We start from the raw sequence: 24,118 nt of genomic DNA, 5'->3' as shown, positions 1-24,118 counted from the left end.
CTTGAGACGAGGAGAGGTCGCGTCGAAATTCGCGGTGAGTAGCTGGCAAAGCGTGATGTTCGCCGAGTTCGATGCCCAGATGAGCAGCGAAGCGAGGCCGTTCCCCTGCGTGTTCGGCGTAGCCGGTTATCGCCAGGATCAGCTCCGCTACCTGTTCCTCGATCCCTACGATGTCGAAGTGCTCGGAGAACAGCTAGCGCATTATGCCTCGGAGGCCCGCTCGTTCGGCCCCAACACTTCACTGATCATGTTTACGCGGCCGCGCCCGGTACAAACGCTTGACGCCTATTATCGCAAGATGTGGTCGACGCTCGACCAGCTTGCGCGGCTGGACAAGTCTCCCTGGCCAACCGACATCCCCGAACAGTTGGACGATCCGATGTGGGAATTCTCCTTCGCCGGCGAACCGATCTTCGTGGTGTGCACCACGCCCGCGCATGTGATGCGCCAGAGCCGCCGCTCCAGCGCGTTCATGCTGACCTTCCAGCCGCGATGGGTGTTCGAGAAGATCCTGGGAACGGAAAAAGCGGCCAATGCGGCATTCGCGGAAGTGCGCAAGCGGCTCATTCCCTACGACAGCACAAGTCCCTCGCCTCTGCTCGGACGCTACGGCGCGACCGACGGGCGCGAGTACCAGCAATATTTCCTGCAAGACGACAACCATTCTGTCGGGGGCTGCCCCTTCGCCAAGCTCGCGCAGAACAAGTCGGCTCACACTGGCAACACGGAGCAAGCGGCATGACCAGGATTGTGACAGGTCAGAAGACCGAATTCGCGATCGATCCGGCGATCCTCAACCTGCTTCCGGAGCAGGGCTCGATCGAACTGCAGCATGACGTTGCGGGCAAGGTCCATAGCTTCCACACCCATCCGGTCGACGAGATCCTGATGATCATCAGCGGCAGGCTCAATTTCACCTGGGATGGCGGTCAGCGCATCGTCAGCGCCGGTGACACCATCTTCCTCCCGGCCGGCACGGTCCACCAATCGGAAGCGCTCGAAGGCGGTGCGGTCTATGCAATCGCGACCCAGCCACCCGCCAATATGGCGCGAAACTGATCGTTTCGCTCGATGGAGCTCCGAGCTATCTACTGCAGCTCCGCAACACAACTTGGATTGTTAATCCACTTATTAAGAGAGGAAGAATTTATGGCATATCCAGGCAAACGCGACGGCTTGGCGAAGAAGGTTGAAACCGCAGCCCAAGAGGCCGAACGCCTCGGTCTGACCACGGCCACCTTGATACTCCGGATGGCGCGTCTCGAGATCGATCGGGCCGAGCACAAGGAAGCGGACGAGAGGCCAAACAACAAACTCCACAGCAAGCCGAACTGAAGCTATAGCTTGGCTGGTTTGCGGAGCCGAGACCGGTAAAAGAATAGAGATCGCCGGCGGAGCGTGCCCAGACCGATCCGCCAGACGATGGTCCGCTCAGTCCGTATTCCCCGTCTTCCCGAACGCTCCAGCTTCCTTCAGCGCCGCGATACGGCCGTCGTCATAGCCGAGCGTGTCGCGCAGCACCTCCCTCGTGTGCTGGCCAAGCAGCGGCGCGGCGACTGGATCGACCGTCGGCGTAACGCTCATCCCGATCGGCGTCTCGATATTGGGAACGAAGCCCGCGGTCGGATGCGGAATCCTGCTGAGGCGATCGCGGTCGCGCACTTCCGGCGCATTGAACCCCTGCTCGACCGTGCGCAGATAGCCGACGGGAATATTGGCCTTCTTCATCTTCGCCATCCAGTTTTCGAGCCGGTCGGTGGCAAAGATGCCGGCAATGATCGCGCGCAGCTTCTCCTTGTTTGCGGTTCGGTCCTTGCGGTGTGCAAAATCGGGATGGGTGATGAGATCCGGCCGGTCGAACACTTCGGTGACGAGGCGGCGGTACAGCCGATCGTTGGCGCAGGCCATGTAGAGCGGACCATCGGCGGCCTGGTAGAGACCGACCGTTGGCGAACCGTTCGGCGAATTGCCGAAGCGACCGGGATTCTGGCCGCTGATCAGATAGGCCATACCATAAAATCCAGTCATGGCTACCGCCATGTCGATCAGCGCGATCTCGACATGCTGGCCGCGGCCAAGCCGGTCGCGTGCCAGCAATGCAAGCAGGATCGCATTGCAGGCCGACATGCCGGTTGCCATGTCGACGATCGGCGGCCCGGTCCTTACCGGCTCGCCGTCGGGAAAACCGTTCAGCGACATGAAGCCGCTTTCGGCCTGCGTGATCGGATCGAACCCCGGCCGCAAGGCGAGTTCGCCTTTGCGGCCATAGGCCGAGATCGAGCAATAGATCAGCCGCGGATTGCTCGGCGCGACCGAAGCATAGTCGAGGCCGAACTTCTTCATCACGCCGCCGGAAAAATTCTCCACCACGACATCCGCCTTGGCGATGAGCTCGCGCACCACCTCGCGTGCGGCGAGATTGGTGAAGTCGAGCGCAATACCACGCTTGTTGCGGTTGAGGCTGAGATACGCCGCGCTCTCGCCGCCGATTTCCGCATGTTCATAGGCGCGCGTGTCGTCGCCGCCATCCGGGTTTTCGATCTTGATGACCTCGGCGCCGAAGTCGGCAAGCGTCTGCGTACAGGCGGGACCGGCGACCACACGGGTGAAATCGATAACCAGCAGACCATCGAGGGCGGTCGGTTCGCCCTTTGCGCGCAGCGCGCGCTCGGGCAGTTGTGGTCCAACGGTCATGGTTGGGCGCTTCCTTTTATTATTGTCGGTTAATGGGCAAACGCCCACCGTTGTCGCCAGAAGCGACGTCACCACTTTCTAGCGGAAGCACCAAGGTGAGGCCAAACCCGGATTTTGCAGGGCGGGATATCAGGCTGACATGGCTACCGGCCCAGATCGGCGATATTCCGCAGCAAGAAAGAGCACCACGCCCGAACGAGGCTCACTGTTGCTTTTCCCAGAACTGCAACAGTCCCTGCGAGGCCGAGCCGCCGATCACGCAGGGGATGCCAATAGCGACCTGCCCGAGCGCCGCAGCCGAGACGCATCCGAGTGAAAGCGCGCCGACGCCAACCTGGCCCCAGAAGTCCAGATTGCGCCGGCTATCGGATCCCTTGGCCTTGAGTTCGTCGACGGCACCAAGGGCATCCTTGCGCAGTGCCGCGATCTCCACCGTATCGGCCGCGTCGACGACCTCCGCGAGCGGCGCCTTGATGGGCGGCTTCTGCCGCGCCAGTTCGTTACGAAGAAATTCACGCAGGCTGGCGTCGCGGATCGCATAGCTCGCCAGCGTATAACGCGCCATGCTGCCGACGGTGAGCTTGTCGACCGTATCGCGGCTCCTGCTCCACGGCAGCATCTCGATGATGCGCTGGATCGGAACATGAGAGCCGGTGGCAAAATAATATCCCCACAGCGTATCCAGGAGATCCTGATTGGTGGCAAAGGTCAGCTTCGTGTTCAGCTTCCTCTCCTCGTTGGCGAACGGATTGCGCGCGAACGCGACGCGTAGCTTGTCCATCATCCCGGGCGTCGCCTCCTCGAGCGGAATATCGTTGAGTGTCGGCAGCCTGCCGGAAAGGTAGCTGTCGATCATCACCCTGCGCCCCGGCATGCGCGGCGCGAGCCTGCGCAGAATATTCCGCCAGTCAGCCAGCCCGGAATAGGCAACGGCGCGCACGATCACCCATTCATCTTCCGGCGCGACGGGGAAGAAACTCGCAACCAGTTGCTCGGCCTTTTCCGGATTGGAGCCGATCGCGCCGGCGATGAAGCCGAGATAGATGCCGGCATTTTCCGGCTCCTTGAAGCTTTGCGAATGGAAGAGAATGCGCACCGCGGCCGGCACATGGGCGGAATCCGGCTTGGCGCGATAATTGTAAATCCACTGCTGGACCACGGCGAGCGAGGCGCGCGGGTCAATGTCCGGCGTCTTCTCCGCATGCGCCGATTGCATCAGCAACAGGGAGCTTACGACGAGAACTGCGTAACGCATCCGGCACTCCTGGCGAGCGTTGATGCATCACCGCACCAACATCTCGGACTTTGTGCTGCAAAGCATGATGCGGCCATTGCGACAATTCTGAGAACGCGCAGGTTAAATAAGCGCGCTTAAATTATGGCGGGCGGCCGATTCCGGCCTGCAACTCACCCCAGATGCGACATCCTTTTGCCCGGCGCCGGCAATTCGATATCGCCGGTCAATGGGAGACCGTAAGGGAAGTGAAGCTCGAGCGCATCACGCTGCGTTGGCGGCCGTCGAAGCCGCGCATGACCGGCTTGTCACTTGTCGCCACTGCAGTTCTGTTGAACGCGGTCGCATCACTTGCCGCAGAGAGCGTGCCGGTGCCGACTGCGACGATCATCGTCGAAGGCAACCGCCGGGTCGAGGCCGATACCGTGCGCTCCTACTTCCATCCAGGGCCAGACGGCCGGCTTGATGAAGCCGCGCGCAATGAAGCCCTGAAGGCGCTGGTCGCAACGGGTCTGTTCGAGAAGGTCTCGATCGAGCCCGCCGGCGATCGCCTGACCGTGCATGTGACGGAAGCTCCAACCCTCGACCGCGTCGCCTTTGAGGGCAACAGGAAGATCAAGGATGCCGATCTGGCCGCCGCGATCGAATCGAAGCCGCGCGGCAGCCTGCAGCGCTCAACGGTACAGGGCGACATCGGCCGTATCATCGAAGCCTACCGCCATGTCGGACGCGACGATGTCCGCGTCGCGCCCGAGATCATCGACCGCGGCAACGGCCGCGTCGATCTCGTTTATGTGATCACAGAGGGTACCAAAACGCCCGTACGCCGGATCAGTTTTGTCGGCAATCGGGCCTTCGGCGCACGCCAGCTCAATGCCGTGATCAAGACGTCGGCCACCAATATGCTCAGTTTTCTGACCGGCGGCGACGTCTACGATCCCGACCGCATCGCGCAGGACCAGCAGCAGTTGCGTCTCTACTATCGCAGCAAGGGCTATGCCGATGCCACCGTCCGCTCGGCAACGGCCGAATACGATCCAGCGGCCAAGGGATTTGCAGTCACTTTCGCGATCGATGAAGGCCCGTTGTATCACTTTGGAGATATCAGCGTCGCCTGCAATATTCCCGGGCTCGATCCGCAAAAGCTGCGCGGCGTCGCACTCGCCCACGTCGGCGCGGTGTTTGACGGCAATGCGCTTGACAAGAGCACCGAGCTGCTGGCCATCGAGATGGCCAAGCTCGGCTATCCCTTTGCGCAGGCTGTGCCGCGCATCGCCCGCGATGCCGCCGCACAACGAATCGACGTCGCATTCGTCATCGACCAGGGCCCGCGCACCTATGTCGAGCGTATCGAGATCCATGGCAACACGCACACCCGCGACTACGTGATCCGGCGCGAGTTCGACATCGCCGAGGGCGATCCTTATAACAAGACGCTGATCGATCGCGCGGAGCGGCGGTTGAAGAACTTGAACTACTTCAAGACCGTCAAGATCACCAATCGGCCCGGCTCGACGCCCGATCGCGTCGTCCTCGATGTCGAGACCGTGGAGCAGGCGACCGGCGAGTTCAACATCTCCGGCGGCTACTCGAGCACTGACGGCGCGCTGGTCGAGGTCAAGGTGGGCGATCGCAATTTCTATGGGACCGGAAAGAACGTTCAGGCCTCTGTGACCTATGGCCAATATGCCCGCGGCATCGACCTCGCGGCATCGGAGCCTTATTTCCTTGGCACCAAGGTATCGGCCGGGATCGAGCTGTTCGGCCGGCAGAGCGAGGCGAACAGCTACCAGTCCTACAACAGCACGACCTATGGCTCGACGCTGCAATTCGGCACGCCAATCACCGAGCAGCTCGGCGTGCAATGGCGCTATTCGATCTACAATCAGGACATCTCGCTTGGCCCGACCAATTCCGGCTTGACCCCTTCCCTTGCAGTCCAGCAGGCGGCCGCTAACGGACCGGCCTGGGTCTCCGCCGTTGGCTCCACCTCGACCTACAGTACGCTCGATAACGCCAAGAGCCCGACCAGTGGATTCAGGTCGCAACTCAGCCAGGATCTGGCCGGCCTCGGCGGCGAGTGAAGTTCCTGCGGACCAGCGAAGACGCGCGCTATTATCAATCACTCACGGGCGACCTCGTCGGCATGGTGCGCGCTCAGGGTGGCTATGTCACCGGCTGGGGCGGTCAGCAGGTGCCGCTGATGAACAGCTTTTTCGGCGGCCCGACCATGGTCCGGGGCTTTGCCACCAACGGCTTCGGCCCACGCGATCTGACGCCCGGCACCACCATGGATAATATCGGCGGCAGTGCCTATTGGGCGACGACGGCGGAACTGCAAAGCGGAATTCCCGGCGTGCCGGACGAGTACGGCCTCAAGGCATCGGCCTTTGTCGATGCCGGAAGTGTGTTCCGTTATACTGGTCCGACCAGCGTGGGCGGCACCGCGCTGCAGGTCGCCGGCAAAAACGTCGTGCGCTCCTCGGTCGGCATGGGCCTTACTTGGGCCTCCCCGTTCGGCGCCCTCACCGTCGACTATGCGGTGCCATTGACCAAAGCCGCCTATGACGTGGTGCAGCCGCTCCGCTTCAGCGCTGGAGGCTTTTGATGGGAACGGGATGCGGCGTCGCAAAGCCGTAGATCAGCGCCAGCCGGTCGAGACATTCCTTGAGCCGCCGCGCAAAGTAATCGTTCCAGCGCTGGGTCCGCAGTCCCCGCCGCTCGCCGACCTGCTCCATGGTCATGCCGAGGATCAGGACCTCATGCACCAGGGCCGAACCATCGGCGCCGAGCTCGCGCTCGACCCGGTTGAGCCGCGATACCGCCCTGCGCTGGGCCTCCGTGATCGGCTCGCGCCGCGTGCCGCCATCGACATACTCTCTGGTGGTATCGACCGCGCGCGGTCCACGCTCGGCCTTCTCCCAATCACCCTGGAACGCGCGGCCGCCCTGCAACTGGGCGTCATCGATCTGACGATGCGAATGCAGGCGTCCGAGCGGATCGTTGCGGATCGAGCGCAGCGCAACGACTTTGTCCCCGGGCTCGAGCGCAAGGGGATCGTCGACCTCAACGGTGGCGACCTCGGCGTTGTACGGCAGATCCTGTGCGCGGCGGTCATGCGCTCTCGCGGGGTGATACGGTTTCTTGCGTTTGGCGCGCGGCATGGCTTGGCTCCTTCAAGACAGAATTCGACCGGGGACCATCTCACCAGTGGCAAGATGTGTCGTTTGCAAGATGGACGAGGTAGGAGGCGCGTACGCCGCTATGCCGGCTCGCCCAGGGACAGCGGTGTGGTGCTCGGTGACGGCTCCGTCTCGAGCTCCGGATTGCGGCTCAAGTGGAAATGAGGCGTGCAGTAGCTTGAGCCTGGCCGCCTCCGATGACCGCAGAAGGTGATCGGTTCGCCATCGCTGTCACCGCCATAGGGATATCGGCAATCTTCATATTCAAGCTCCACCAGCGAAAGGTGGCGCGGCTCGATCTCGGCGCAGCGAAGCTGAACCTGCGGCGCCTTCTCGAACACGGGCATCGGCCAATTGAATTCGATCGACCTTGGCTCGCGCGGCTCGTTCGACCGGATCAACTGCGGCACCGGCGTCAGCCGCGGCGGTGCTGGCGGCGAGCTATCTGACATCGTCAAACCGAGCCGCCTGGCACGGCCGATCGCGGCGCTTCTCGTATAATCGGTGTTGAATCTGGCGTTGATCGCCTTGGCGATCTTCGCAAAGCTCATGCCTTGGGCAATATATTCCCGCAGCGCGTCCGAATGTTCGGGCGCCCAGCCTGTCAGTTCCATTGTTGATTCTTGTCCTTCCCTTCGGCGCCCGACGCCTCACCATCAATTTCTGATATTCCGAAATGAAAGTCAAGCTTGATTTCTGATTATCCGAATTGCTATGCTTTCTGGGGATTCGAAAGAGGGATGCGCCATGCTGGACACCAGATTGATCGAGCGGGGCCTGCAGAAGCCGGGCAAGACCAAGGGTGGGCTCGCGCACGCGATGGGTGTTCGCCCCGGCGCTGTTTCCGAAATCCTTTCCGGGATACGCCAGATCAAGGCATCCGAGATTGCGCCGATCATGGAATATCTCGAGCTCAACTCGGTGCCGGTCATGGGCCGGGTCGGCGCCGGAGCCTCGATCGAGCCGGAATATGAGCAAGTGCCGCCGGAAGGACTCGGTGAAGTCGAGTTGCCCTTCCCGATCGCGGAAGAAACCATTGCATTTGAGGTATCGGGCGATTCGATGCTGCCGAAATACGAGAATGGCGACATCATTGTCGTCTATCGCGAGCAGCGACACCCCCTCTCGAGCTTCTATGGCGAAGAAGCGGCGGTTCGTTTGAAGACCGGCGAGCGCTATCTGAAGACGATCGAGCGTGGAAAATCGCTGACACTGGTCAACCTCACGAGCTTCAACGCCAAGCCGATCAACGGGGTGAAGCTCGAATGGATCGGCGAGATCTGCGTGACCCTGCCGCGAGGCCAGATCGAGCGGTTGCGCAGCAAGGCGGCCGCGCGGTCCCGCAAAGCCGCCAAGGCGCACGGTCCTCGGACGCCGGAGAAATAGGCAAGGCCCCGACTTCTGATTTTCAGAAATTACACTTGACAAATTTCCGATTTTCGGAAATTATGCGGCCATCCGACTCCTGTCGAGAGAGGTGGCCGGTTTGGCCGACATGCAGTATTTCGTCGTGATGATCGATTACGGCCGGCGCGGCCGCGAGGCCGTGGTTGATCCCGAAATCACAAGGCGCGGGGTCATCGCGCGGGTTGTATCGGGCGAATACAGGAACATCAGTTTCATCCACGAAATCTCCGATTCGGCTGTCGAGGACGTGACGGCCGATATCCTCGCCGAGGCTGCCCTCCCCGGCATCAGCGCGGCCGAAGCCGACCTGCAAGCGAGCGTCTTCGACCATCGCCGCGATCTGCGCAAGCACGAGCAAGCATGATCGGCCCTTTACATGAATCGCGGTGAATCACATTTCAATTTCGAAAACGTGATCGTCGGCGGCTTTAATTCATCAGCAGCGGATCAAATATTCTCGGCGAAACGTCTATTCGGAGTGGCGGCGGGGCGCGATGGATTCGCGATTCGCTGCTCCGAACTTGGGAAGTTTTGCTCTCAATGAATCCATGTGTGAAGGCTGAGATCGCGGCGCGCGACGGCGATCTACGCATCTTCCTTCTGCTCGGCATCGCGACTTGGTCCCTGTTCCTGGATCACATTCCGCACAACGCCGTCAGCGTGTTGACCTTGCGGAACTTTGGATTCAGCGGGGCGACCGAGCTGTTTGTATTTGTCATCGGCTATGCCGCGGCGATCATGTACGGGAAGATCGTTGTGGAACGCGGCTTCGTCGTTGGGGCGACGCGTGTCTTCAAGCGGGTATGGCAGCTCTACGCAGCCTATATGGTGCTGTTCGTCGTCTACGTCGACCTGATCGGATATGTCGCGGCTCAATCCGCAGCACCCGATCTGTTCGCGGAATTCAATATCACCGACTTCATCGAGCATCCGATTCGCGTAATTGTCCGCGGCCTGCTGCTGCAGGCCAAACCGCTCAACCTGGACGTATTGCAGCTCTTCATCGTCCTCATGGCGTTCCTTCCCGCCGTGCTGTTCGGCATGATGCGCTGGCCGCGCCTGACCATGCTTGGATCCATTGCGCTCTATCTGTTGGCGCGGCACTTCGACTGGAACCTGACCGCTTTTCCGGACGGGGGCTGGTATCTCAATCCGTTCTGCTGGCAATTGCTGTTCGTGCTGGGCGCCTGGTTCGCGGTCGGTGGTGCAGGAGACGCGCACGTGGTTCGCGCGATGCAGAAGCTTCCGGCCTTGCGCGTCACCGCGTTGATCTACCTGCTCGTCGCCCTGACGATCATGTCGGCCGGGAAATCGCCTGCGCTGGCGGAGATGATACCCAGTTCGGTGCTCGATGCCTTTCCGGCCAACGACAAGGAGAACCTTGCTCCCTATCGGGTGCTGCACCTGCTCGCACTGGCGTTCTTTTTCACCATGCTGATACCTCGCGACTGGTACGGACTTCAAATGCAGGCCATGCAGCCCCTCATCAAATGCGGCGAGCAATGGCTCGCGGTGTTCTGCTCCGGCATCTTCCTTTCATTTGCCGGGCACCTGGTTCTGATCACGGGCCCCAAGTCGCTGGCGATGCAGGTGGTCGTCAGCGTCGCCGGCATTCTCGGCATGACATGTGTCGCCTATTATGTGTCCTGGTCCCAGCGGCAGGACCACAAATCCGCGGTCGGCGCGCGATCCTGAAACCGCTTCAGGGGTCGTGCAGCGCTAGCGCTGCATCTGCATGATCTGGTCCATCGGCATCATATTCTGATTGAGGTTCGCCATGATCCATAGCGAGCCGCCAATCACCAGGAAAACGATGAGCACGCCGAAGGCAAGCGCCATCACGTTGTTGGTGTTGTCAGGCCCGGTCGTGATGTGGAGGAAGAAGACGAGATGCACGCCCATCTGGGCGATCGCCAGCACGATGATGGCAACGGGAATGCTCGGCTGCCAGACCAGGTCGGTGCCGGCAACAAAGAACGAGGTCGCCGTCAACAGGAGTGCAAGGCCAAGGCCGGTGACATAGCCGAGTACGCGCAGGCCGACGCCGCCCTCGCCTTCGTCGCCCGGTGCCAGATCGACACGGTGCTGTTCCAAAGCTTGATCGCTCATGGCTTGCTCCCGAGCAGGTAGACCACCGAAAATACCGCGACCCAGATGATATCGAGGGCGTGCCAGAACAGCGCAAAGCACATGATGCGTCGCCCAATGTCGGCCCGAAAGCCCTTGGCGACCACCTGCGCCATCATCGTCAGCAGCCAGAGGATGCCGGCAGAGACATGCAGGCCATGGCAACCGACGAGGCTGAAGAAGGCGGTCAGAAACGCGCTGCGCGTCGGCCCCGCACCGCGTGCGACCAGGTCCGCAAACTCGCGCGCCTCAAGGTACAGGAAGGCCAGGCCGAGAACGCAAGTCGCCGCCATGCCCACCTGGAACCAGAACCTGTTTCGAATATCGGCCGCGATGTTGGCGAGCCCGCAGGTGAAACTTGACAGCAACAGGAAGACGGTCTCGACCGCGACTCTCCTGAGATCGAACAGTTCGGCCCCCTTCGGCCCCCCTGCGGTCTGGTCAACCAGGACCGCATAGGTCGCGAAGAAGCACGAGAACATGACGATGTCGCTGAGCAGGAATATCCAGAAACCGAAGCCTGTGACGATCCGCTTCGGCGCCGGTCCCGCGTGCGCGACCGCGGCATGCGCGATCCCGCGCAGACGGTGCGGATCGGCTTGAGCATATGCCAGCGTCGTGTCGGCCATGGCTCAGGCTCCCGCCAAGCTGGTCAGGGCGCGCCGCTCTTCGATATTGGCGCGGTCGATGCGCGCCACCTCCTTCGCCGCGATGACGTATTCGTCATGGTCCCGCCATGCGAATGCGACGAAGGTGGCGAAGGCGCCGATCACACCGGCCGCGACCATCCACCAGATGTGCCAGATCAACGCAAAGCCCATGATGGTCGCGAAGAAGGCGCACACGAAGCCGGTCGGGGAATTGCGCGGCATCTCGATGTCCTTGTAGTCGAGCTCGCGCTTCTCGAGACCCTGCTGCTTGGCATGCGCCTTCAATGACCAGTAAGCGTCCTCCCCGGTCACATCAGGTGGAATCGCGAAATTGAATACCGGCGGCGGCGAGGCCGTTGCCCATTCCAGCGATCGCCCGTCCCACGGATCGCCGGTGCGGTCGCGCAGCTCTTCGCGACGATGAATGCTGACGGTGAGCTGCATGATCTGGAAGATGATCCCGATCAGGATAATGACGGCGCCAACCCCTGCGATCAGGAGCCACGGGCGCCATTCCGGGACATCGTAATGCTGCATTCGCCGCGTCATGCCGAGAAAGCCGAGCGCATAGAGCGGCATGAACGCGACGTAGAACCCGATCAGCCAGCACCAGAACGCCGCTTTGCCGAGCCCCTCATGCAGGCGGAAGCCGAACGCCTTCGGAAACCAATATGCATAGCCCGCGAAAGCGCCGAACAGCACGCCGCCGATGATCACGTTGTGAAAGTGAGCGACCAGGAACAGGCTGTTGTGAAGCAGGAAGTCCGCGGGCGGCACGGCGACCAGCACGCCGGTGAGGCCGCCGAGGATGAACGTCACCATGAAGCCGATCGCCCACAGCATCGGCGTGTCGAACCGCACCCGTCCACCATACATCGTGAACAGCCAGTTGTAGATCTTCACGCCGGTCGGCACCGCGATGATCATGCTGGCGATCCCGAAGATCGCATTGACATAGGGACCGGCGCCCATGGTGAAGAAATGGTGCAGCCACACCATGAAGGAGATGACGCAGATCGCCATGGTGGCGAGCACCATAGACCGATAGCCGAACAGCGGCTTGCCCGAAAACGTCGAGACCACCTCAGAGAAGATTCCGAACGCAGGCAGCACAAGGATGTAGACCTCGGGGTGACCCCACGCCCAGATCAGGTTCATGAACATCATCACGTTGCCGCCGGCCTCATTGGTGAAGAAATGGAAGCCGAAATAGCGATCGAGAATCAGCATCGCCAGCGTTGCCGTCAGGATCGGAAACGCCGCCACGATCAACAAACTCGAGGCGAGCGTGGTCCAGCAGAACATTGGCATGCGCAAATATGTCATGCCCCTGGTGCGCAGCTTCAGCACCGTGGTAACGAGATTGATGCCGGCAACCAGCGTGCCGACGCCGGAGATCTGAAGCGCCCAGAGGTAATAGTCGACGCCGACACCCGGCGAATAAGTGAGTCCCGACAGCGGCGGATAAGGCAGCCATCCGGTGCGCGCGAACTCACCGACCACGAGCGAGATGTTGACCAGCAGCGCGCCTGTTGCAGTGAGCCAGAAGCCGACGGAATTCAAGGTCGGAAACGCCACGTCGCGCACGCCGAGCTGCAGCGGCACCACCAGATTCATCAGCCCGATCACGAACGGCATCGCCACGAAGAAGATCATGATCGTGCCATGCGCGGAGAAAATCTGGTTGTAGTGCTCGGGCGGCAGATAGCCTTGCGACTGGAAGGCAACTGCCTGCTGGGACCGCATCATCAGCGCGTCGGAGAAACCGCGCAGCAGCATCACCATCGCGAGCAAGGTGTACATGACGCCGATCCGCTTGTGATCGACGCTGGTGATCCATTCGCGCCAGAGATATGGCAGGTGGCCGGCAAGGACGACCCAGGCGAGGACCCCGAGGATGACGAGCGCGACCACGCCCGAGGCGATCATCGGAATCGGCTGATCGATCGGAATGGCGGACCAGTTCAGCTTACCGAACATCTTGGCCTCCGATATGCGACTGCGCGCTTTCCGACGTCAGCTTCGGTCCCGGGCCCGGGGGGATCTCCTGGGTCACGATGGCGTGGAACAGCCGCGGATCCTCGAGCCGATAGGTGGATGTCACGGTCTCGACCGATTGCTGGGCGAGCTTTCCGTAGCTTTCCGCGTTCAAGACACGATCGGTCTGGGCGGTGCGTGCCACCCAGTCAGGAAACTGGAGCTGCGGTACGACCTGGACGTCGAACTTCATGTCGGGAAAGCCATCCCCGCTGAAATGGGACGACAGGCCCTGAAGGGTGCCCTGATTGTCGGCACGCAGCTTCAGCCGCGTCACCATCCCGTTCATCGTGTAGATCATGCTGCCAAGCTGCGGGATGAAGAACGCGTTCATCACGCTGCCGGAGGTCAGTTCAAGATCAAGGGGAGAGCCGACCGGCACCGTCAGCGTGTTGACGGTCGCGATCCCCTGGTCCGGATAGATGAAGAGCCACTTCCAATCGAGCGACACGACCTGGATGCGGACCGGCGCGCCGGTCCCATCAATGGGCCGGGCAGGATCGAGCTGATGCGATCCGATCCAGGCGACCCCTCCGAGCAGAATGATCGTCAGCGTCGGGATCGACCACACCACGAGCTCGAGGCGGCCGGAATAAGCCCAATGAGGCTGATAGGTCGCCCGTGGATTGGACTCTCGAAACCAGAATGCAAAGGCAAAGATTGCCGCGATCGTCGGCAGGACGATCGCGAGCATGATCCCGACCGAGTCGATCAGAATCGTCTTCTGCGCAGCGGCGATCGGACCTTGCGGATCGAAGATGTTCATCGCGAAGCCGTGACGGTGTTGTTGCTACAGCGGGGTGGCGGAACGACACTTCAGCGGACAAGATCGGCTCGGTCGGAAGCCAGGCAACGGCGCCCGGGTCCCGACGGGAAGACTGATACAGTGACTTTAGAGGTTCATCCCCGGATTGTCCGATCAAATTTCACCCGCCCCGCGGCCATCAGCGGGCTCGATCGTTCATTTTTGAAAAAAAGGCGGCGCAGTTTGCTGTCGCAGCATCTGGGCTCGTTCCGGGCATCTGCGTCGCCCGCGCCCCACGGACGTCCTCAATCTCCCGGAAATGCGCGTCTCAAGCGCGCCTCGCTTTGGCGGAGCATAGCCGGATCCAGCTTTCCTTGTCGGGATGCGTCCAGCGCGCAGGCAAAGATTCGATAAAATTGCGCGCCGTCGAATGCGACCAGGAGCATGTCGACGCCGGCATTGAGCGCCTCGACGACGGCATCGCAGACATTGTGCTGGTAAATCGCTCCCATCACCAGGTCATCTGTCATCACGATGCCCTGGTAGTTCCACTTGTTTCGGATGATCCCGTCGATGACGCGCTTTGAGTGCGAGGCCGCGTGATCCGGATCGATCGCGGTGAGAGTCACATGGCCGACCATGAGCTGCGCCTTTGAGTGCGTCAGCACATCCCGGAACGGACGCCAGTCGGATGCTTCCAGTTCGTCCACTGATGTTCCGAGCTCCGCACTGAAGTGATGGGTATCGGCACGCACCCGGCCCAAGCCGGGAAAATGCTTTACGGTTGCGCCGACGCCGAACGCTTCGAGGCCGCGAACATAGGCCTGCGCGATCTCGCCGACGATGGCGGGATCGGCTGAGATTGCCCGGCGGCCGATCAGCGTATTGAAATCAAATCGGTTACGTCCCGACTCGGGCCGCAGGTCGAGCACCGGGGCAAAATTGAGATTGACCCCGAGCGCCGCCAATTCCTGTCCGTGAATACGGCCGAATTCTTCGGCCTTCGCCTTCCGCAGGTCCGGCGTCATCTCCGCCAATGTGGCCAGCGCCGGCAGTTTGGTCAGTGGCGGCGACAGATGAGAAACGATGCCGCCTTCCTGGTCGGCCGCGACGATCAGGGGCGGGAGCCCTGCAGCACGCCGCTTGTCCTGAAGCGTTGCGATCTCGACTTTCAACGCCTCCGCCGACTTTCGCCGCAGATTGTGCTTGCTGACATAGATGCCGCCGATCAGCCCCTCCTCCGCCAGCACCGTCACCGCTGAGACCGACGAATAGCCGACCATGAAGTGCGGCCCAAGGCTGCGCGCCTGCGCAGCGTCGGCCCGCAGCACCTCGCGCTTGCGCAGCTCGAACGTAAGATGCGCGCCCAGCATCAGAAGCGGCGGCAGGCACCACACCAGGACCAGCAGTCTTCTCGAAAGCCCTCGCCGCCAGGAGCCGCGAAGCAGCAGGACGACGACCAGCACGCCGCTCATGACCACGAGCCCGATGTTTCCCGTCCCACGGAGCACAGCGAGATAGGGCTCGTTCTTGTTGGCGGCGACAAGGGCGAGCACCAGCCCGATGAACCAGAGCCCGATGATAACGACACGATTTCGAAATTTCATGGTTGGCGACGCCGCGTGTGAAACGAGAGACCTCGCCCCTATCAAATGCGCACACGCCGCGCGAGCACTTAAACAGGCCTGCACGGAAACTGCACAAAACTCCTGAAGTCGTGCAGACGACCATTTCGAGATTTGCACAACGTCAGTTCAAGGTCCGCCGCGTTCGACATCCGCAAAGGAATTGACATGACGAGTCTCGCTTCGCCGGCCGCCGATATCCGGCCCGTCCAAAGCTTATCCCTGTCGGCCAAGCTCGCGATCGCGGTCGCGCTGGCTGCACTTGCCGACTTCCTGTTCTACGGCGAGCGAGTCGGAATATCGGTTACTGTTTTCGCCCTCGCGCTGGCCTGCGGTTCGCTGCTTGCCAACATCGCCAAGCTGGACAAGCGTCGAGCGATGCTCGGCGGCCTCCTCGTGATCGCCGGCCTTGTGCCGACCGTGGAGGAAGTAAATGCGGCGTCACTTGCAATCATCTTGCTCGCGCTCGGCGCTGGTCTCCTGCTCACGACCAACCCTGGTCTCACCGGCTTTGGCGAACGGGCGGCGGCGCTTTGCGACCTCTTCCTGGTCAGTCCTTTCAGGTTCTTTGTGGACGCACTCGGGATGTTCAACCTCCCGGCGCTGACCAGCGGCTTCATCCTGTGGTTCGTACCGGCCTTGCTCGGAACAGTATTCCTCGCCTTATTCGTCGCTGCCAATCCTGTGCTCGAAAAATGGATCAGCCTGATCAACCCCGGCAGCGCCGCTTCGCATCTGAGCGTCGCGCGGGCGCTGTTCTGGATCGTGGCAATATCCCTTGTCTGGCCGTTTATCCATGTCAGATGGCGACGCAAATCGGGCTCGGTCACTGCCGCGGCAGAATCCCCCACGCCGGCCGCGGACACATCTTCCGATGTCGTCGACTTCCTCGGCGCACCGACCATCCTGCGTTCGCTGATCCTGTTCAATCTGCTGTTCGCGGTTCAGACGATCCTGGACGCGGTTTATCTCTGGGGCAATGCGGCGCTCCCGGCCGGCGTCACCTATGCCTCATATGCCCATCGCGGGGCCTATCCGCTGATTGTCACGGCCCTGCTGGCAGCGGGCTTCGTTCTCGTCGCAATTCGGCCTGGTGGTCCGGCCGAAGGGTCCAAGGTGATACGGCCCCTGGTCTATTTGTGGGTGGCGCAGAACGTCCTGCTGGTCGCTTCCGCCATCTACCGGCTCGACCTCTATGTGCAGATCTATCTTCTGACCTATTGGCGCGTGGCCGCTTTCATCTGGATGCTGCTGGTCGCCATCGGACTTCTATTGATCGTCGCCCGCATCATGCTGGACCGTTCCAACGCCTGGCTGATAGCAGCAAACCTGGTCACGTTGACGGCCGTGCTCTATGTCTGCTCGCTCGTCAACTTCGCTGCAATCATTGCCGACTACAATGTCACCCACAGCCGGGACGTGTCCGGCAAGGGCTTGCAGCTCGACATAAACTACCTGGCTCAGCTCGGGCCGCAGGCGCTGCCCGCGATCGAGAAGGTCCTCCAGCTTCGCACCAGCGATCCGTGCCTTGTTTTCCGCCGGGATTCGCTTGTAGAACAGCAGCGGCAGGATATGGCGTCCTGGCGTTCCTGGGGTTTTCGAAGCTGGCGCCTGCAGCGCTATCTCGATGGCGAACAGAAGAACAAGGTCACGGGTTGACGAGCGGGCTGGAGAGACGTTTGACGCACCGTATTCTTATCGTCGACGACGACCTGCACATCCGCGAAGTCATCCGCGTCGCCCTCAAGAAAGCCGGCATGAACGTTGTCGAGGCGCGCGACGGCAAGGAGGCGCTCGCCCGATTTGCGAGCGACCGGCCTAACCTCATCGTTCTCGACATCGGGATGCCAGAACTCGACGGGCTCGACGTCTGCCGGGAGGTACGAAAGACTTCCGACGTACCGATCCTGTTCCTGTCGGCGCGCGACGACGAGATCGATCGCGTGCTGGGCCTCGAGATCGGCGGCGACGACTACGTGACAAAACCGTTCAGCCCGCGCGAGCTCGTCGCCCGCGTCAACGTCATCCTGCGGCGCATGAACTCGCGCAGCGGCGACGCCAAAGCCGGCACCACGGTTCTCACGCAAGGTAGACTGACCGTCGATCCAGAGCAGCACGTTGCATCATTTGCCGGCACAGCGCTCCGGCTGACCGCAATCGAGTTCGGAATCCTGCGTGCCTTCCTGACGCGGCCGACGGCCGTCTTCAACCGCGAGCAGCTTATGCGCGCGGCCTACCAGCTCAACATCCAGGTGTCCGACCGCACCATCGACAGCCACATCCGCAACATCCGCGCTAAGCTCGCCGCGCTGAATTGCGACAACGTCATCGAGACCATTCACGGCGTCGGCTTCAAGCTCGGGCGATGCGAGCCGCAGGCATGAGTGGTCCGAATGCGCCAGACAAATGGCGGCCATCGCTCGGCCTGGTCATCTTCACCGTGCTGGCGACCGTCGCCATACTGCCTCTGGTCGGCCTGTTCTTCTTCCGCCTCTATGACAACCAGCTCATTCGCCAGACCCAGGCCGAGCTGATCGCCCAGAGCCGCGTCCTGGCGGCAATCTTCGCACAGGAGGTGCAGGCGCGGCTTGACCGTGGGATTCCTCTCGGCGCCGAGGTCCCGCCCGGCGTCTTGCCCGATCCTGGCGATCAGGTCACGCCGATCCGTCCTGCGCTCGATCTGGCCGGCAATGATCTGTTGCGAAGGCGGCCCGCCGCCTTGCCCGCGAGCGCGCCGGCCGACCAGGCCTATGTCGAGATCGGCGCGCGACTGCTGCCGATCGTCCGCGAGACGCAGAAGGTGACGCTTGCCGGATTCAGGATCCTCGATCCGCAGGGCGTCGTGATCGCCGGACGTCAGGAAGTCGGACAGTCGCTCGCCCATATCGAAGAAATCGCCGCGGCCCTGCATGGCGAATATCGGGCCGCGCTGCGGATCCGCGTGCCGGACAAGCCTCCGCCGCCGATCTATTCCATCAGCCGCGGCGTCGGCGTACACGTGTTTTCCGCGATGCCGGTGATCGTCAACAACCGCGTGGCCGGCGTGATCTATACGACCCGGACGCCGAGCAACATTTTCGACCATCTCTATCAGGAACGCGTCAAGTTCGTGCTTGCCGCGCTCGCCGTGATCCTTGCGACGATGGCGATCGGGCTGTTTTTCTCCCGCACCATCACCCAGCCCATGCACGAACTGATCGGCCGCGCCGCGCGCATCGGCAAAGGCGATCGCACCGCATTCCGCCCGTTGCGGCACTACGGCACGCGCGAATTCGCACAGCTCTCGCACAGCTTCTTTGGCATGGCCGAACAGTTGGCGCGGCGTTCGGACTACATCGCGACGTTCTCGGCACACCTCACGCACGAATTGAAATCGCCGCTCACCTCGATCAAGGGTGCGGCAGAGCTGCTTTTGGATTCCCTGGACGGCAAATCGGATGGCCTGACCCGCGCCGAGCAGAAGACCTTCGTGTCGAATATTCTTGGCGACACCGAACGCCTCGAAACGATGGCTCAGCGGCTACGCGAACTGGCGCGTGCCGAAACCGTGCCGCAGAACGAGCGCACCGAACTGGCGCCCGTGATCGGCGATCTCAAGGGCCGGTTCCCGGCTTGCGTTATCACGGCGGCAGGCAGTCTCGACCGGCCGATCGGGATGTCGGGCGAAAAGGCGCTGATCGTCCTCTCACACCTCGCCGACAACGCCGTACGGCACAACGCCAGGACTATACGGCTTGACGCCGTGGACGAGCGTACGGCCGTCAAACTGATCGTGAGCAATGATGGCGATCCGATCTCGGAAGCCAACCGGGAACGGATCTTCGACGCCTTCTTCACCACCCGCCGCGATGCCGGCGGCACCGGCATGGGCCTTGCGATCGTGCGCGCCGTGATGACAAGTCACGGCGGCTCGATCCGGCTCCTGCCGACCAGTGAAGGCGTGACCTTCGAACTCAGGTTTCCCGCCGCTTGAACCCTACCATCACACCCGCTCGATGATGATCGCGGGCGCCATGCCGCCGGCGGCACACATCGTCACCAGACCACGCTTGAGGTCGCGCCGCTCCAATTCGTCCAGCAGCGTACCGATCAGGATCGAGCCGGTGGCGCCGATGGGATGACCGAGCGCGATCGCGCCGCCATTGACGTTGACCTTCTCGCGATCGAGCTTGAGATCGCGGATGAACTTCTCCGCGACTACGGCAAAGGCTTCGTTGATCTCGAACAGGTCGATGTCGTCAAGCGTCAGCCCGGCCTTGGCCAGCACCTTGCGCGCCGCCGGCACCGGCGCGTTCAGCATCAGGGTCGGCGAGTCCCCCATATTGGCCATCGCGACCACGCGTGCGCGCGGCTTCAGTCCGTGCTTCCTGGCGTAGTCGGGCGACGCCAGCAGGATCGCGGCGGAGCCATCGACCACGCCGGACGAATTTCCCGCGTGGTGGACAAAGTCGATGTCGAGATCGGGATATTTTTCCAGGATCAGCTTGCGATAGGTCGTGCCCTTGTCGTCGAGCGCGTAGTCGGCGATGGCTGGGAAGGCCGGCTTCAGCGCCGCGAGCCCTTCCAGCGTGGTCTGCGGCCGCGGATATTCCTCCTTGTCGAGCGCGAGCGTGCCATCTTCGCGATAGACCGGAACCAGGCTTTTGTCGAAATGGCCGCCCTTGATTGCGGCCGCCGCTCGCTTCTGGCTCTCCAGTCCGAGCGCATCGACATCCTGCCGCATGATGCCCTCGAGCGTCGCCACCGCGTCGGCGCAAACGCCCTGGTGCGATTGCGGATGCCTTGCGCGCAGGCGAAGATTGCCGGCGTCCATCATAAGCGGCCCCTCGCCGCGCCGGCCTTCCATCGACATCACCTCGGTGCCGCCGGCGATCACGAGATCCTCGGAGCCCGACATGATCGAAGCGGCGGCCATGTTGACGCTGGTGATGCCGGACCCGCAGAAGCGATCGAGCGTCACGCCACTCGCCTTCACGTCATAGCCGGCGTCGAGCGCCGACATGCGGCCGAGATCGCCGCTCTGCGCGCCGCGCTGGGAACTGGTGCCCCAGATGATGTCGTCGACATCAGCGGTATCGATGCCGGTGCGATCGGCCAGCGCCCGCAGCACGGTGGCGCCGAGCTGCTGCGGATGAATGCCTGACAGCGCGCCCTTGCCGGCCTTGCCAATGCCTCGCGGCGTCCTGCATGCATCGATGATCAGCGCGTCAACCATGGTGTGTTCCTCAGACAATGTTGCTTCGGCGCATTTGCAGCCGATCATCCGGCAAAGTCAATTCGCGCCCGCGCAAGCCGCGCTCTCCGGTTGTGGCGCCTCGCGGCTTCAGCCTGCGCGCCGTTCTTGACGATCAATTTCGTTTATGCGCAGCTACCTCCAACAACAATACGTCCCAGGGAGGATCTATGGTCGCGATCGGGCGGACCCTTGTCGGCTGCGCTTTTTTGGCTGCATCGACAGTTCTGGCGCAGGCCGCCGAACCGCTTCACCTGCGGGTGGCGGATTCGTTTCCGAAGGGCCACTATCTCGTCAAGCTCGTCCTCGAGCCTTGGATGGAGGAGGTCAAGAAGCGCACCAACAACGCGGTGACCTTCGACCACTATCCGGCGCAGCAGCTCGGCAAGGCCGCCGACATGCTGAAGCTGACGCAGACCGGTGTTGCCGATATCGGCTATGTTGCGCCGGCCTATGTCTCCGACAAGATGCCGGTGTCCGAAGTCGCGATGCTGCCGGGCGCGTTCGAGCATTCCTGCCAGGGGACGCTGGCCTATTGGAAGCTGGCGCGGAACGGTGTCATTGCGCAGCAGGATTATACCGCCAACAATATCCGCCTGCTGCTCGCGGTCAGCCTGCCGCAATATCGCATTTTCACCGTCAAGCAGCCGGTCAAGGATGTCGGCGATGTCACCGGCCTGAAGCTGCGTTCCACCGGCGGCGCGCAGGATCTTACGCTGCGCGCGATTGGCGCCGTGCCGGTGCGCATGGCAGCGCCCGATGCCTATGAATCGCTATCGCGGGGCACCATGGACGGGCTGTTGTTCCCGCTCGAAAGCGTGGTCGCCTATGGTGCCGACAAGCTCGTGAAATACTCGACCGATGGACTGGGCTTTGCCAGTTTCATCGTCGCCTATTCGATCAGCGAAACCGCCTGGAAGAAGCTTTCGCCCGAGGTGCAGAAGGCGATGGTCGATGTCGCCGAGGAAATCATCCCCTCCGCCTGCCAGCAGGTCCAGAAATCGGACGACGAGACCAAGAAATCGATGGAAGCCACAGGCGTCAAGTTCGAGACGCTGTCACCTGACGCCAATGCGAAATTCAAGGACCTGATGAAGGGCGTCGCCGAGACCTGGTCCGAAGGCCTCGACGCGCGCGGCAAGCGCGGCAGTGACGCGCTGAAGGAGTTTGACGCGGCGGTGGCGGCCATTCCGGCCAAGTAAACTGTTCAAGTGAACTGGGGGAGCTAATTTTGCTTGACGGAATATTGAAGGCGCTAGCGACGATCGAGAAGATCGCCTCCACCGTGGCGGCGGCGTTCATGTTCGCCATCATGATCATCGTGTTCAGCGATGTCATCATGCGCTACGCGTTCAACAAGCCCTTCTCCTGGGCCTATGACCTGATCTCGCTCTACCTGATGGCAGGCATCTTCTTCCTGGTGCTGTCGGAAGCCTATGCCAGCCATGCCCATGTCAGCGTCGATATCCTGCAGCAGAAGTTTTCGCCGGCGATGATCCGCGTCTCCGAGATCGTCACCTGCATCGTCGGGATCGTCGTGTTTTCCCTGATCGCCTATCTCGGCTTCCTGCGTGCCGTCGACAGCTTCCAGTCAGCCGACGTCATGGCGGGCGCCATTCCGTGGCCGATGTGGCCGTCGATTGCGCTCGTTCCTTTCGGGGCCGGGCTGATCACGTTGCGCCTTGCGCTGCACCTGATCGGCCACCTCCTCTCGCTGGCCACCGGCCGCGCCCTGATCGCGCTGCCGTCGTCGCATGCCACGGGGGAGACCTTCGAATGATACTCACGCTTGCAATGGTCGTGCTGTTCGTGCTGCTCGCGATCGGCACGCCGGTTGGCTTCGCGATGGCCGGTTCAGGAGTGCTCGGCCTCTATCTGATCGGCGGCATGCCGATGCTGTCGGGCATCCTGCAGACCGCGCCCCTATCGGCGGTGACCTCTTACGAGCTCATCACCATCCCGATGTTCCTGCTGATGGCGGAATTCGTGCTCGTCAGCGGGATCGCCGACGATCTGTTCAAGGCGACGGCCGCCTGGGTCGGACGGGTTCCGGGCGGGCTCGGCATGGCGACCGCGCTCGCCGGCGCCGGCTTCGGCGCGATCTGCGGCACCAGCACCGCTTCTGCCGCGACCTTGTCGGCGACCAGCCTACCGGCGATGCTGAAGCAGGGATACGAGCCCAGGATGGCGGCCGGCGTGGTAGCGATCTCGGGCACGCTGGCGATGCTGATCCCGCCGTCGGTGGCGCTGGTGATCTACGGCCTGCTCGCGGAAGTGAATATCGGCGCGCTCCTGATCGGCGGCGTAATCCCCGGCATCCTCGTCACCTTCACCATCATGGCGACGGTGTGGTTCCTGGCCTGGCAGGATCCGTCGCGCGCGCCGTCAGCGCCATCGGTCTCGCTCGCGGAAAAATTCCGGATGCTGCGGGTGGTCGGCCCGATGCTGCTCTTGTTCGGCATGGTGACGGGCGTGATCTATACCGGCGTCGCGACGCCGACTGAAGCCTCCGCGCTCGGCGCCTTCGGCGCTTTCGTGCTCGCGCTCTGGAAGCGCAAGATCAACTGGAAGAGCCTGCGGGCCGCGCTGCTGCGCTCGGCGCATGGCACCTGCATGATCGCGATGATCCTGTTTGGCGCGTCGATCTTCGGCTACTTCTTTACGTTGACGCAGGTGACGCAGAGCCTGGTCGCCTGGGTCGGCGGCCTGCAGGTGCCGCCGTGGCTGATCCTCACCATCATCCTGTTCGGCTATATCGTGCTCGGCTCCTTCATGGACCAGATCGCGATTCTCGTGTTGACGGTGCCGATCGTGCTGCCGCTGATCAAGTCACTCGGCTACGATCCGCTCTGGTTCGGCGTCATCAAGATCGTCACCGCCGAGGTCGGCATGATCACGCCGCCGGTCGGGCTGAACTGCTTCGTGGTGGCCCGCTATTCAGGGCGCCCGGTCGCCGAGGTGTTTCACGGCGTCCTGCCGCATTTCATCGCCCATCTGATCGCGATCGCGATCCTGGTGATCTGGCCGATGATCATCCTGTGGCTGCCGATGAAGATGGGCTACTAGAGCGTTTTCGAGCGAAGTGGACACCGGTTCGCATAGCAATCAAGTTTACGCAGATTGCGTAGACTTATCTGCGCAGAAAACGCGTCAAAACGAGAATCTAGAGCTTCGGTTCTGATTC

22 protein-coding genes and 1 pseudogene are annotated in these 24,118 nt (G+C 62.1%); 13 read left to right on the top strand and 10 right to left on the bottom strand.

What is annotated here, in order from left to right:
• Window position 1 precedes the first annotated feature (1 nt).
• The 3 genes from AAFX91_RS02575 to AAFX91_RS02565 all read left to right on the top strand — a co-directional run bounded on the left by AAFX91_RS02575 (window position 2) and on the right by AAFX91_RS02565 (window position 1,335).
• Complete coding sequence (locus AAFX91_RS02575; protein WP_394565456.1) at window positions 2-742, top strand: YqcI/YcgG family protein; 741 nt, start codon at window positions 2-4, stop codon at window positions 740-742.
• Entirely contained in the window at window positions 739-1,059 is a 321-nt protein-coding gene (locus tag AAFX91_RS02570) for a cupin domain-containing protein (protein ID WP_130223626.1), read from the top strand. The genes AAFX91_RS02575 and AAFX91_RS02570 overlap by 4 nt, the downstream gene beginning before the upstream one ends.
• A gap of 90 nt (window positions 1,060-1,149) precedes the next feature.
• Window positions 1,150-1,335 (top strand): hypothetical protein, encoded by a 186-nt coding sequence (locus AAFX91_RS02565; RefSeq protein ID WP_130577075.1) that lies wholly within the window; start codon window positions 1,150-1,152, stop codon window positions 1,333-1,335.
• A 96-nt stretch (window positions 1,336-1,431) separates the two neighbouring features.
• On the opposite strand, the gene AAFX91_RS02560 is transcribed toward AAFX91_RS02565, so the two are convergent.
• Window positions 1,432-2,694 carry a CaiB/BaiF CoA-transferase family protein gene (locus tag AAFX91_RS02560; RefSeq protein WP_130577074.1) on the bottom strand — a complete coding sequence of 421 codons (1,263 nt, stop codon included), beginning with the start codon at window positions 2,692-2,694 and terminating at the stop codon, window positions 1,432-1,434.
• Between the two features lie 202 nt (window positions 2,695-2,896).
• The gene (locus AAFX91_RS02555) at window positions 2,897-3,949 is read right to left on the bottom strand and encodes a hypothetical protein (RefSeq protein WP_394565455.1); all 1,053 of its coding nucleotides are present in this window, start codon (window positions 3,947-3,949) and stop codon (window positions 2,897-2,899) included.
• A 275-nt stretch (window positions 3,950-4,224) separates the two neighbouring features.
• Between AAFX91_RS02555 and bamA the strand changes: the two are divergent.
• Window positions 4,225-6,536, top strand: a pseudogene (gene bamA, locus AAFX91_RS02550) (outer membrane protein assembly factor BamA).
• Here the strand turns inward: bamA and AAFX91_RS02545 are convergent.
• Entirely contained in the window at window positions 6,517-7,092 is a 576-nt protein-coding gene (locus AAFX91_RS02545; protein WP_130577072.1) for a hypothetical protein, read from the bottom strand. The pseudogene bamA and the gene AAFX91_RS02545 sit on opposite strands and share 20 nt — an antisense overlap.
• A gap of 98 nt (window positions 7,093-7,190) precedes the next feature.
• Window positions 7,191-7,724, bottom strand: coding sequence for a GcrA family cell cycle regulator (locus tag AAFX91_RS02540; protein WP_130577071.1), 534 nt, complete (start codon window positions 7,722-7,724; stop codon window positions 7,191-7,193).
• 133 nt (window positions 7,725-7,857) lie between these two features.
• Between AAFX91_RS02540 and AAFX91_RS02535 the strand changes: the two genes are divergently transcribed.
• The 3 genes from AAFX91_RS02535 (at window position 7,858) to AAFX91_RS02525 (ending at window position 10,212) form a co-directional block, all read left to right on the top strand.
• Window positions 7,858-8,496, top strand: coding sequence for a S24 family peptidase (locus AAFX91_RS02535; protein WP_130577070.1), 639 nt, complete (start codon window positions 7,858-7,860; stop codon window positions 8,494-8,496).
• 109 nt (window positions 8,497-8,605) lie between these two features.
• On the top strand, window positions 8,606-8,881 hold the full coding sequence (locus tag AAFX91_RS02530) for a hypothetical protein (protein ID WP_130577102.1): 276 nt from the start codon (window positions 8,606-8,608) through the stop codon (window positions 8,879-8,881).
• Between the two features lie 176 nt (window positions 8,882-9,057).
• Window positions 9,058-10,212: an OpgC domain-containing protein gene (locus AAFX91_RS02525; RefSeq protein ID WP_394565454.1), complete on the top strand. Its 1,155-nt coding sequence runs from the start codon at window positions 9,058-9,060 to the stop codon at window positions 10,210-10,212.
• Window positions 10,213-10,236: 24 nt separating this feature from the next.
• Here the strand turns inward: AAFX91_RS02525 and cyoD are convergent, their stop codons facing one another.
• The 5 genes from cyoD to AAFX91_RS02500 form a co-directional block, all read right to left on the bottom strand.
• Complete coding sequence (gene cyoD / locus AAFX91_RS02520) at window positions 10,237-10,626, bottom strand: cytochrome o ubiquinol oxidase subunit IV (protein ID WP_282527698.1); 390 nt, start codon at window positions 10,624-10,626, stop codon at window positions 10,237-10,239.
• Complete coding sequence (locus tag AAFX91_RS02515; RefSeq protein ID WP_130577067.1) at window positions 10,623-11,273, bottom strand: cytochrome (ubi)quinol oxidase subunit III; 651 nt, start codon at window positions 11,271-11,273, stop codon at window positions 10,623-10,625. Before AAFX91_RS02515 ends, cyoD begins: the two co-directional genes overlap by 4 nt.
• A gap of 3 nt (window positions 11,274-11,276) precedes the next feature.
• On the bottom strand, window positions 11,277-13,274 hold the full coding sequence (cyoB, locus tag AAFX91_RS02510; RefSeq protein WP_130577066.1) for a cytochrome o ubiquinol oxidase subunit I: 1,998 nt from the start codon (window positions 13,272-13,274) through the stop codon (window positions 11,277-11,279).
• Window positions 13,264-14,097 (bottom strand): ubiquinol oxidase subunit II, encoded by an 834-nt coding sequence (gene cyoA, locus AAFX91_RS02505; protein WP_130577065.1) that lies wholly within the window; start codon window positions 14,095-14,097, stop codon window positions 13,264-13,266. Before cyoA ends, cyoB begins: the two co-directional genes overlap by 11 nt.
• Window positions 14,098-14,381: 284 nt before the next feature.
• The gene (locus AAFX91_RS02500) at window positions 14,382-15,683 is read right to left on the bottom strand and encodes a glycoside hydrolase family 3 N-terminal domain-containing protein (RefSeq protein WP_130577064.1); all 1,302 of its coding nucleotides are present in this window, start codon (window positions 15,681-15,683) and stop codon (window positions 14,382-14,384) included.
• Window positions 15,684-15,869: 186 nt separating this feature from the next.
• On the opposite strand from AAFX91_RS02500, the gene AAFX91_RS02495 reads away from it, so the two are divergent.
• Genes AAFX91_RS02495 through AAFX91_RS02485 form a run of 3 tightly spaced genes read left to right on the top strand, consistent with a single transcriptional unit; the run spans window position 15,870 to window position 19,674 of the window.
• Window positions 15,870-17,360 carry a DUF4173 domain-containing protein gene (locus AAFX91_RS02495; protein ID WP_130577063.1) on the top strand — a complete coding sequence of 497 codons (1,491 nt, stop codon included), beginning with the start codon at window positions 15,870-15,872 and terminating at the stop codon, window positions 17,358-17,360.
• 20 nt (window positions 17,361-17,380) lie between these two features.
• Window positions 17,381-18,085, top strand: a complete 705-nt coding sequence (locus AAFX91_RS02490; RefSeq protein ID WP_130577062.1) for a response regulator transcription factor — start codon at window positions 17,381-17,383, stop codon at window positions 18,083-18,085.
• On the top strand, window positions 18,082-19,674 hold the full coding sequence (locus AAFX91_RS02485; RefSeq protein ID WP_130577061.1) for an ATP-binding protein: 1,593 nt from the start codon (window positions 18,082-18,084) through the stop codon (window positions 19,672-19,674). Before AAFX91_RS02490 ends, AAFX91_RS02485 begins: the two co-directional genes overlap by 4 nt.
• A gap of 9 nt (window positions 19,675-19,683) precedes the next feature.
• Here the strand turns inward: AAFX91_RS02485 and AAFX91_RS02480 are convergent, their stop codons facing one another.
• The gene (locus AAFX91_RS02480) at window positions 19,684-20,916 is read right to left on the bottom strand and encodes an acetyl-CoA C-acetyltransferase (protein ID WP_394565453.1); all 1,233 of its coding nucleotides are present in this window, start codon (window positions 20,914-20,916) and stop codon (window positions 19,684-19,686) included.
• Between the two features lie 188 nt (window positions 20,917-21,104).
• Here AAFX91_RS02480 and dctP point away from each other — a divergent pair, with 188 nt between their 5' ends.
• Genes dctP through AAFX91_RS02465 form a run of 3 tightly spaced genes read left to right on the top strand, consistent with a single transcriptional unit; the run spans window position 21,105 to window position 24,000 of the window.
• On the top strand, window positions 21,105-22,136 hold the full coding sequence (gene dctP / locus AAFX91_RS02475; RefSeq protein ID WP_130577059.1) for a TRAP transporter substrate-binding protein DctP: 1,032 nt from the start codon (window positions 21,105-21,107) through the stop codon (window positions 22,134-22,136).
• Window positions 22,137-22,165: 29 nt separating this feature from the next.
• Window positions 22,166-22,714: a TRAP transporter small permease gene (locus tag AAFX91_RS02470; RefSeq protein ID WP_130577058.1), complete on the top strand. Its 549-nt coding sequence runs from the start codon at window positions 22,166-22,168 to the stop codon at window positions 22,712-22,714.
• Window positions 22,711-24,000, top strand: coding sequence for a TRAP transporter large permease (locus AAFX91_RS02465; protein ID WP_130577057.1), 1,290 nt, complete (start codon window positions 22,711-22,713; stop codon window positions 23,998-24,000). The genes AAFX91_RS02470 and AAFX91_RS02465 overlap by 4 nt, the downstream gene beginning before the upstream one ends.
• The last annotated feature ends 118 nt before the right edge of the window (window positions 24,001-24,118 follow it).

The sequence above is a fragment of the Bradyrhizobium sp. 31Argb genome (assembly GCF_043638955.1).
Classification (GTDB): domain Bacteria; phylum Pseudomonadota; class Alphaproteobacteria; order Rhizobiales; family Xanthobacteraceae; genus Bradyrhizobium.
The sequence above is the reverse complement of the archived record's forward strand: the minus strand, read 5'-3'. Positions and strand labels throughout refer to the sequence as shown.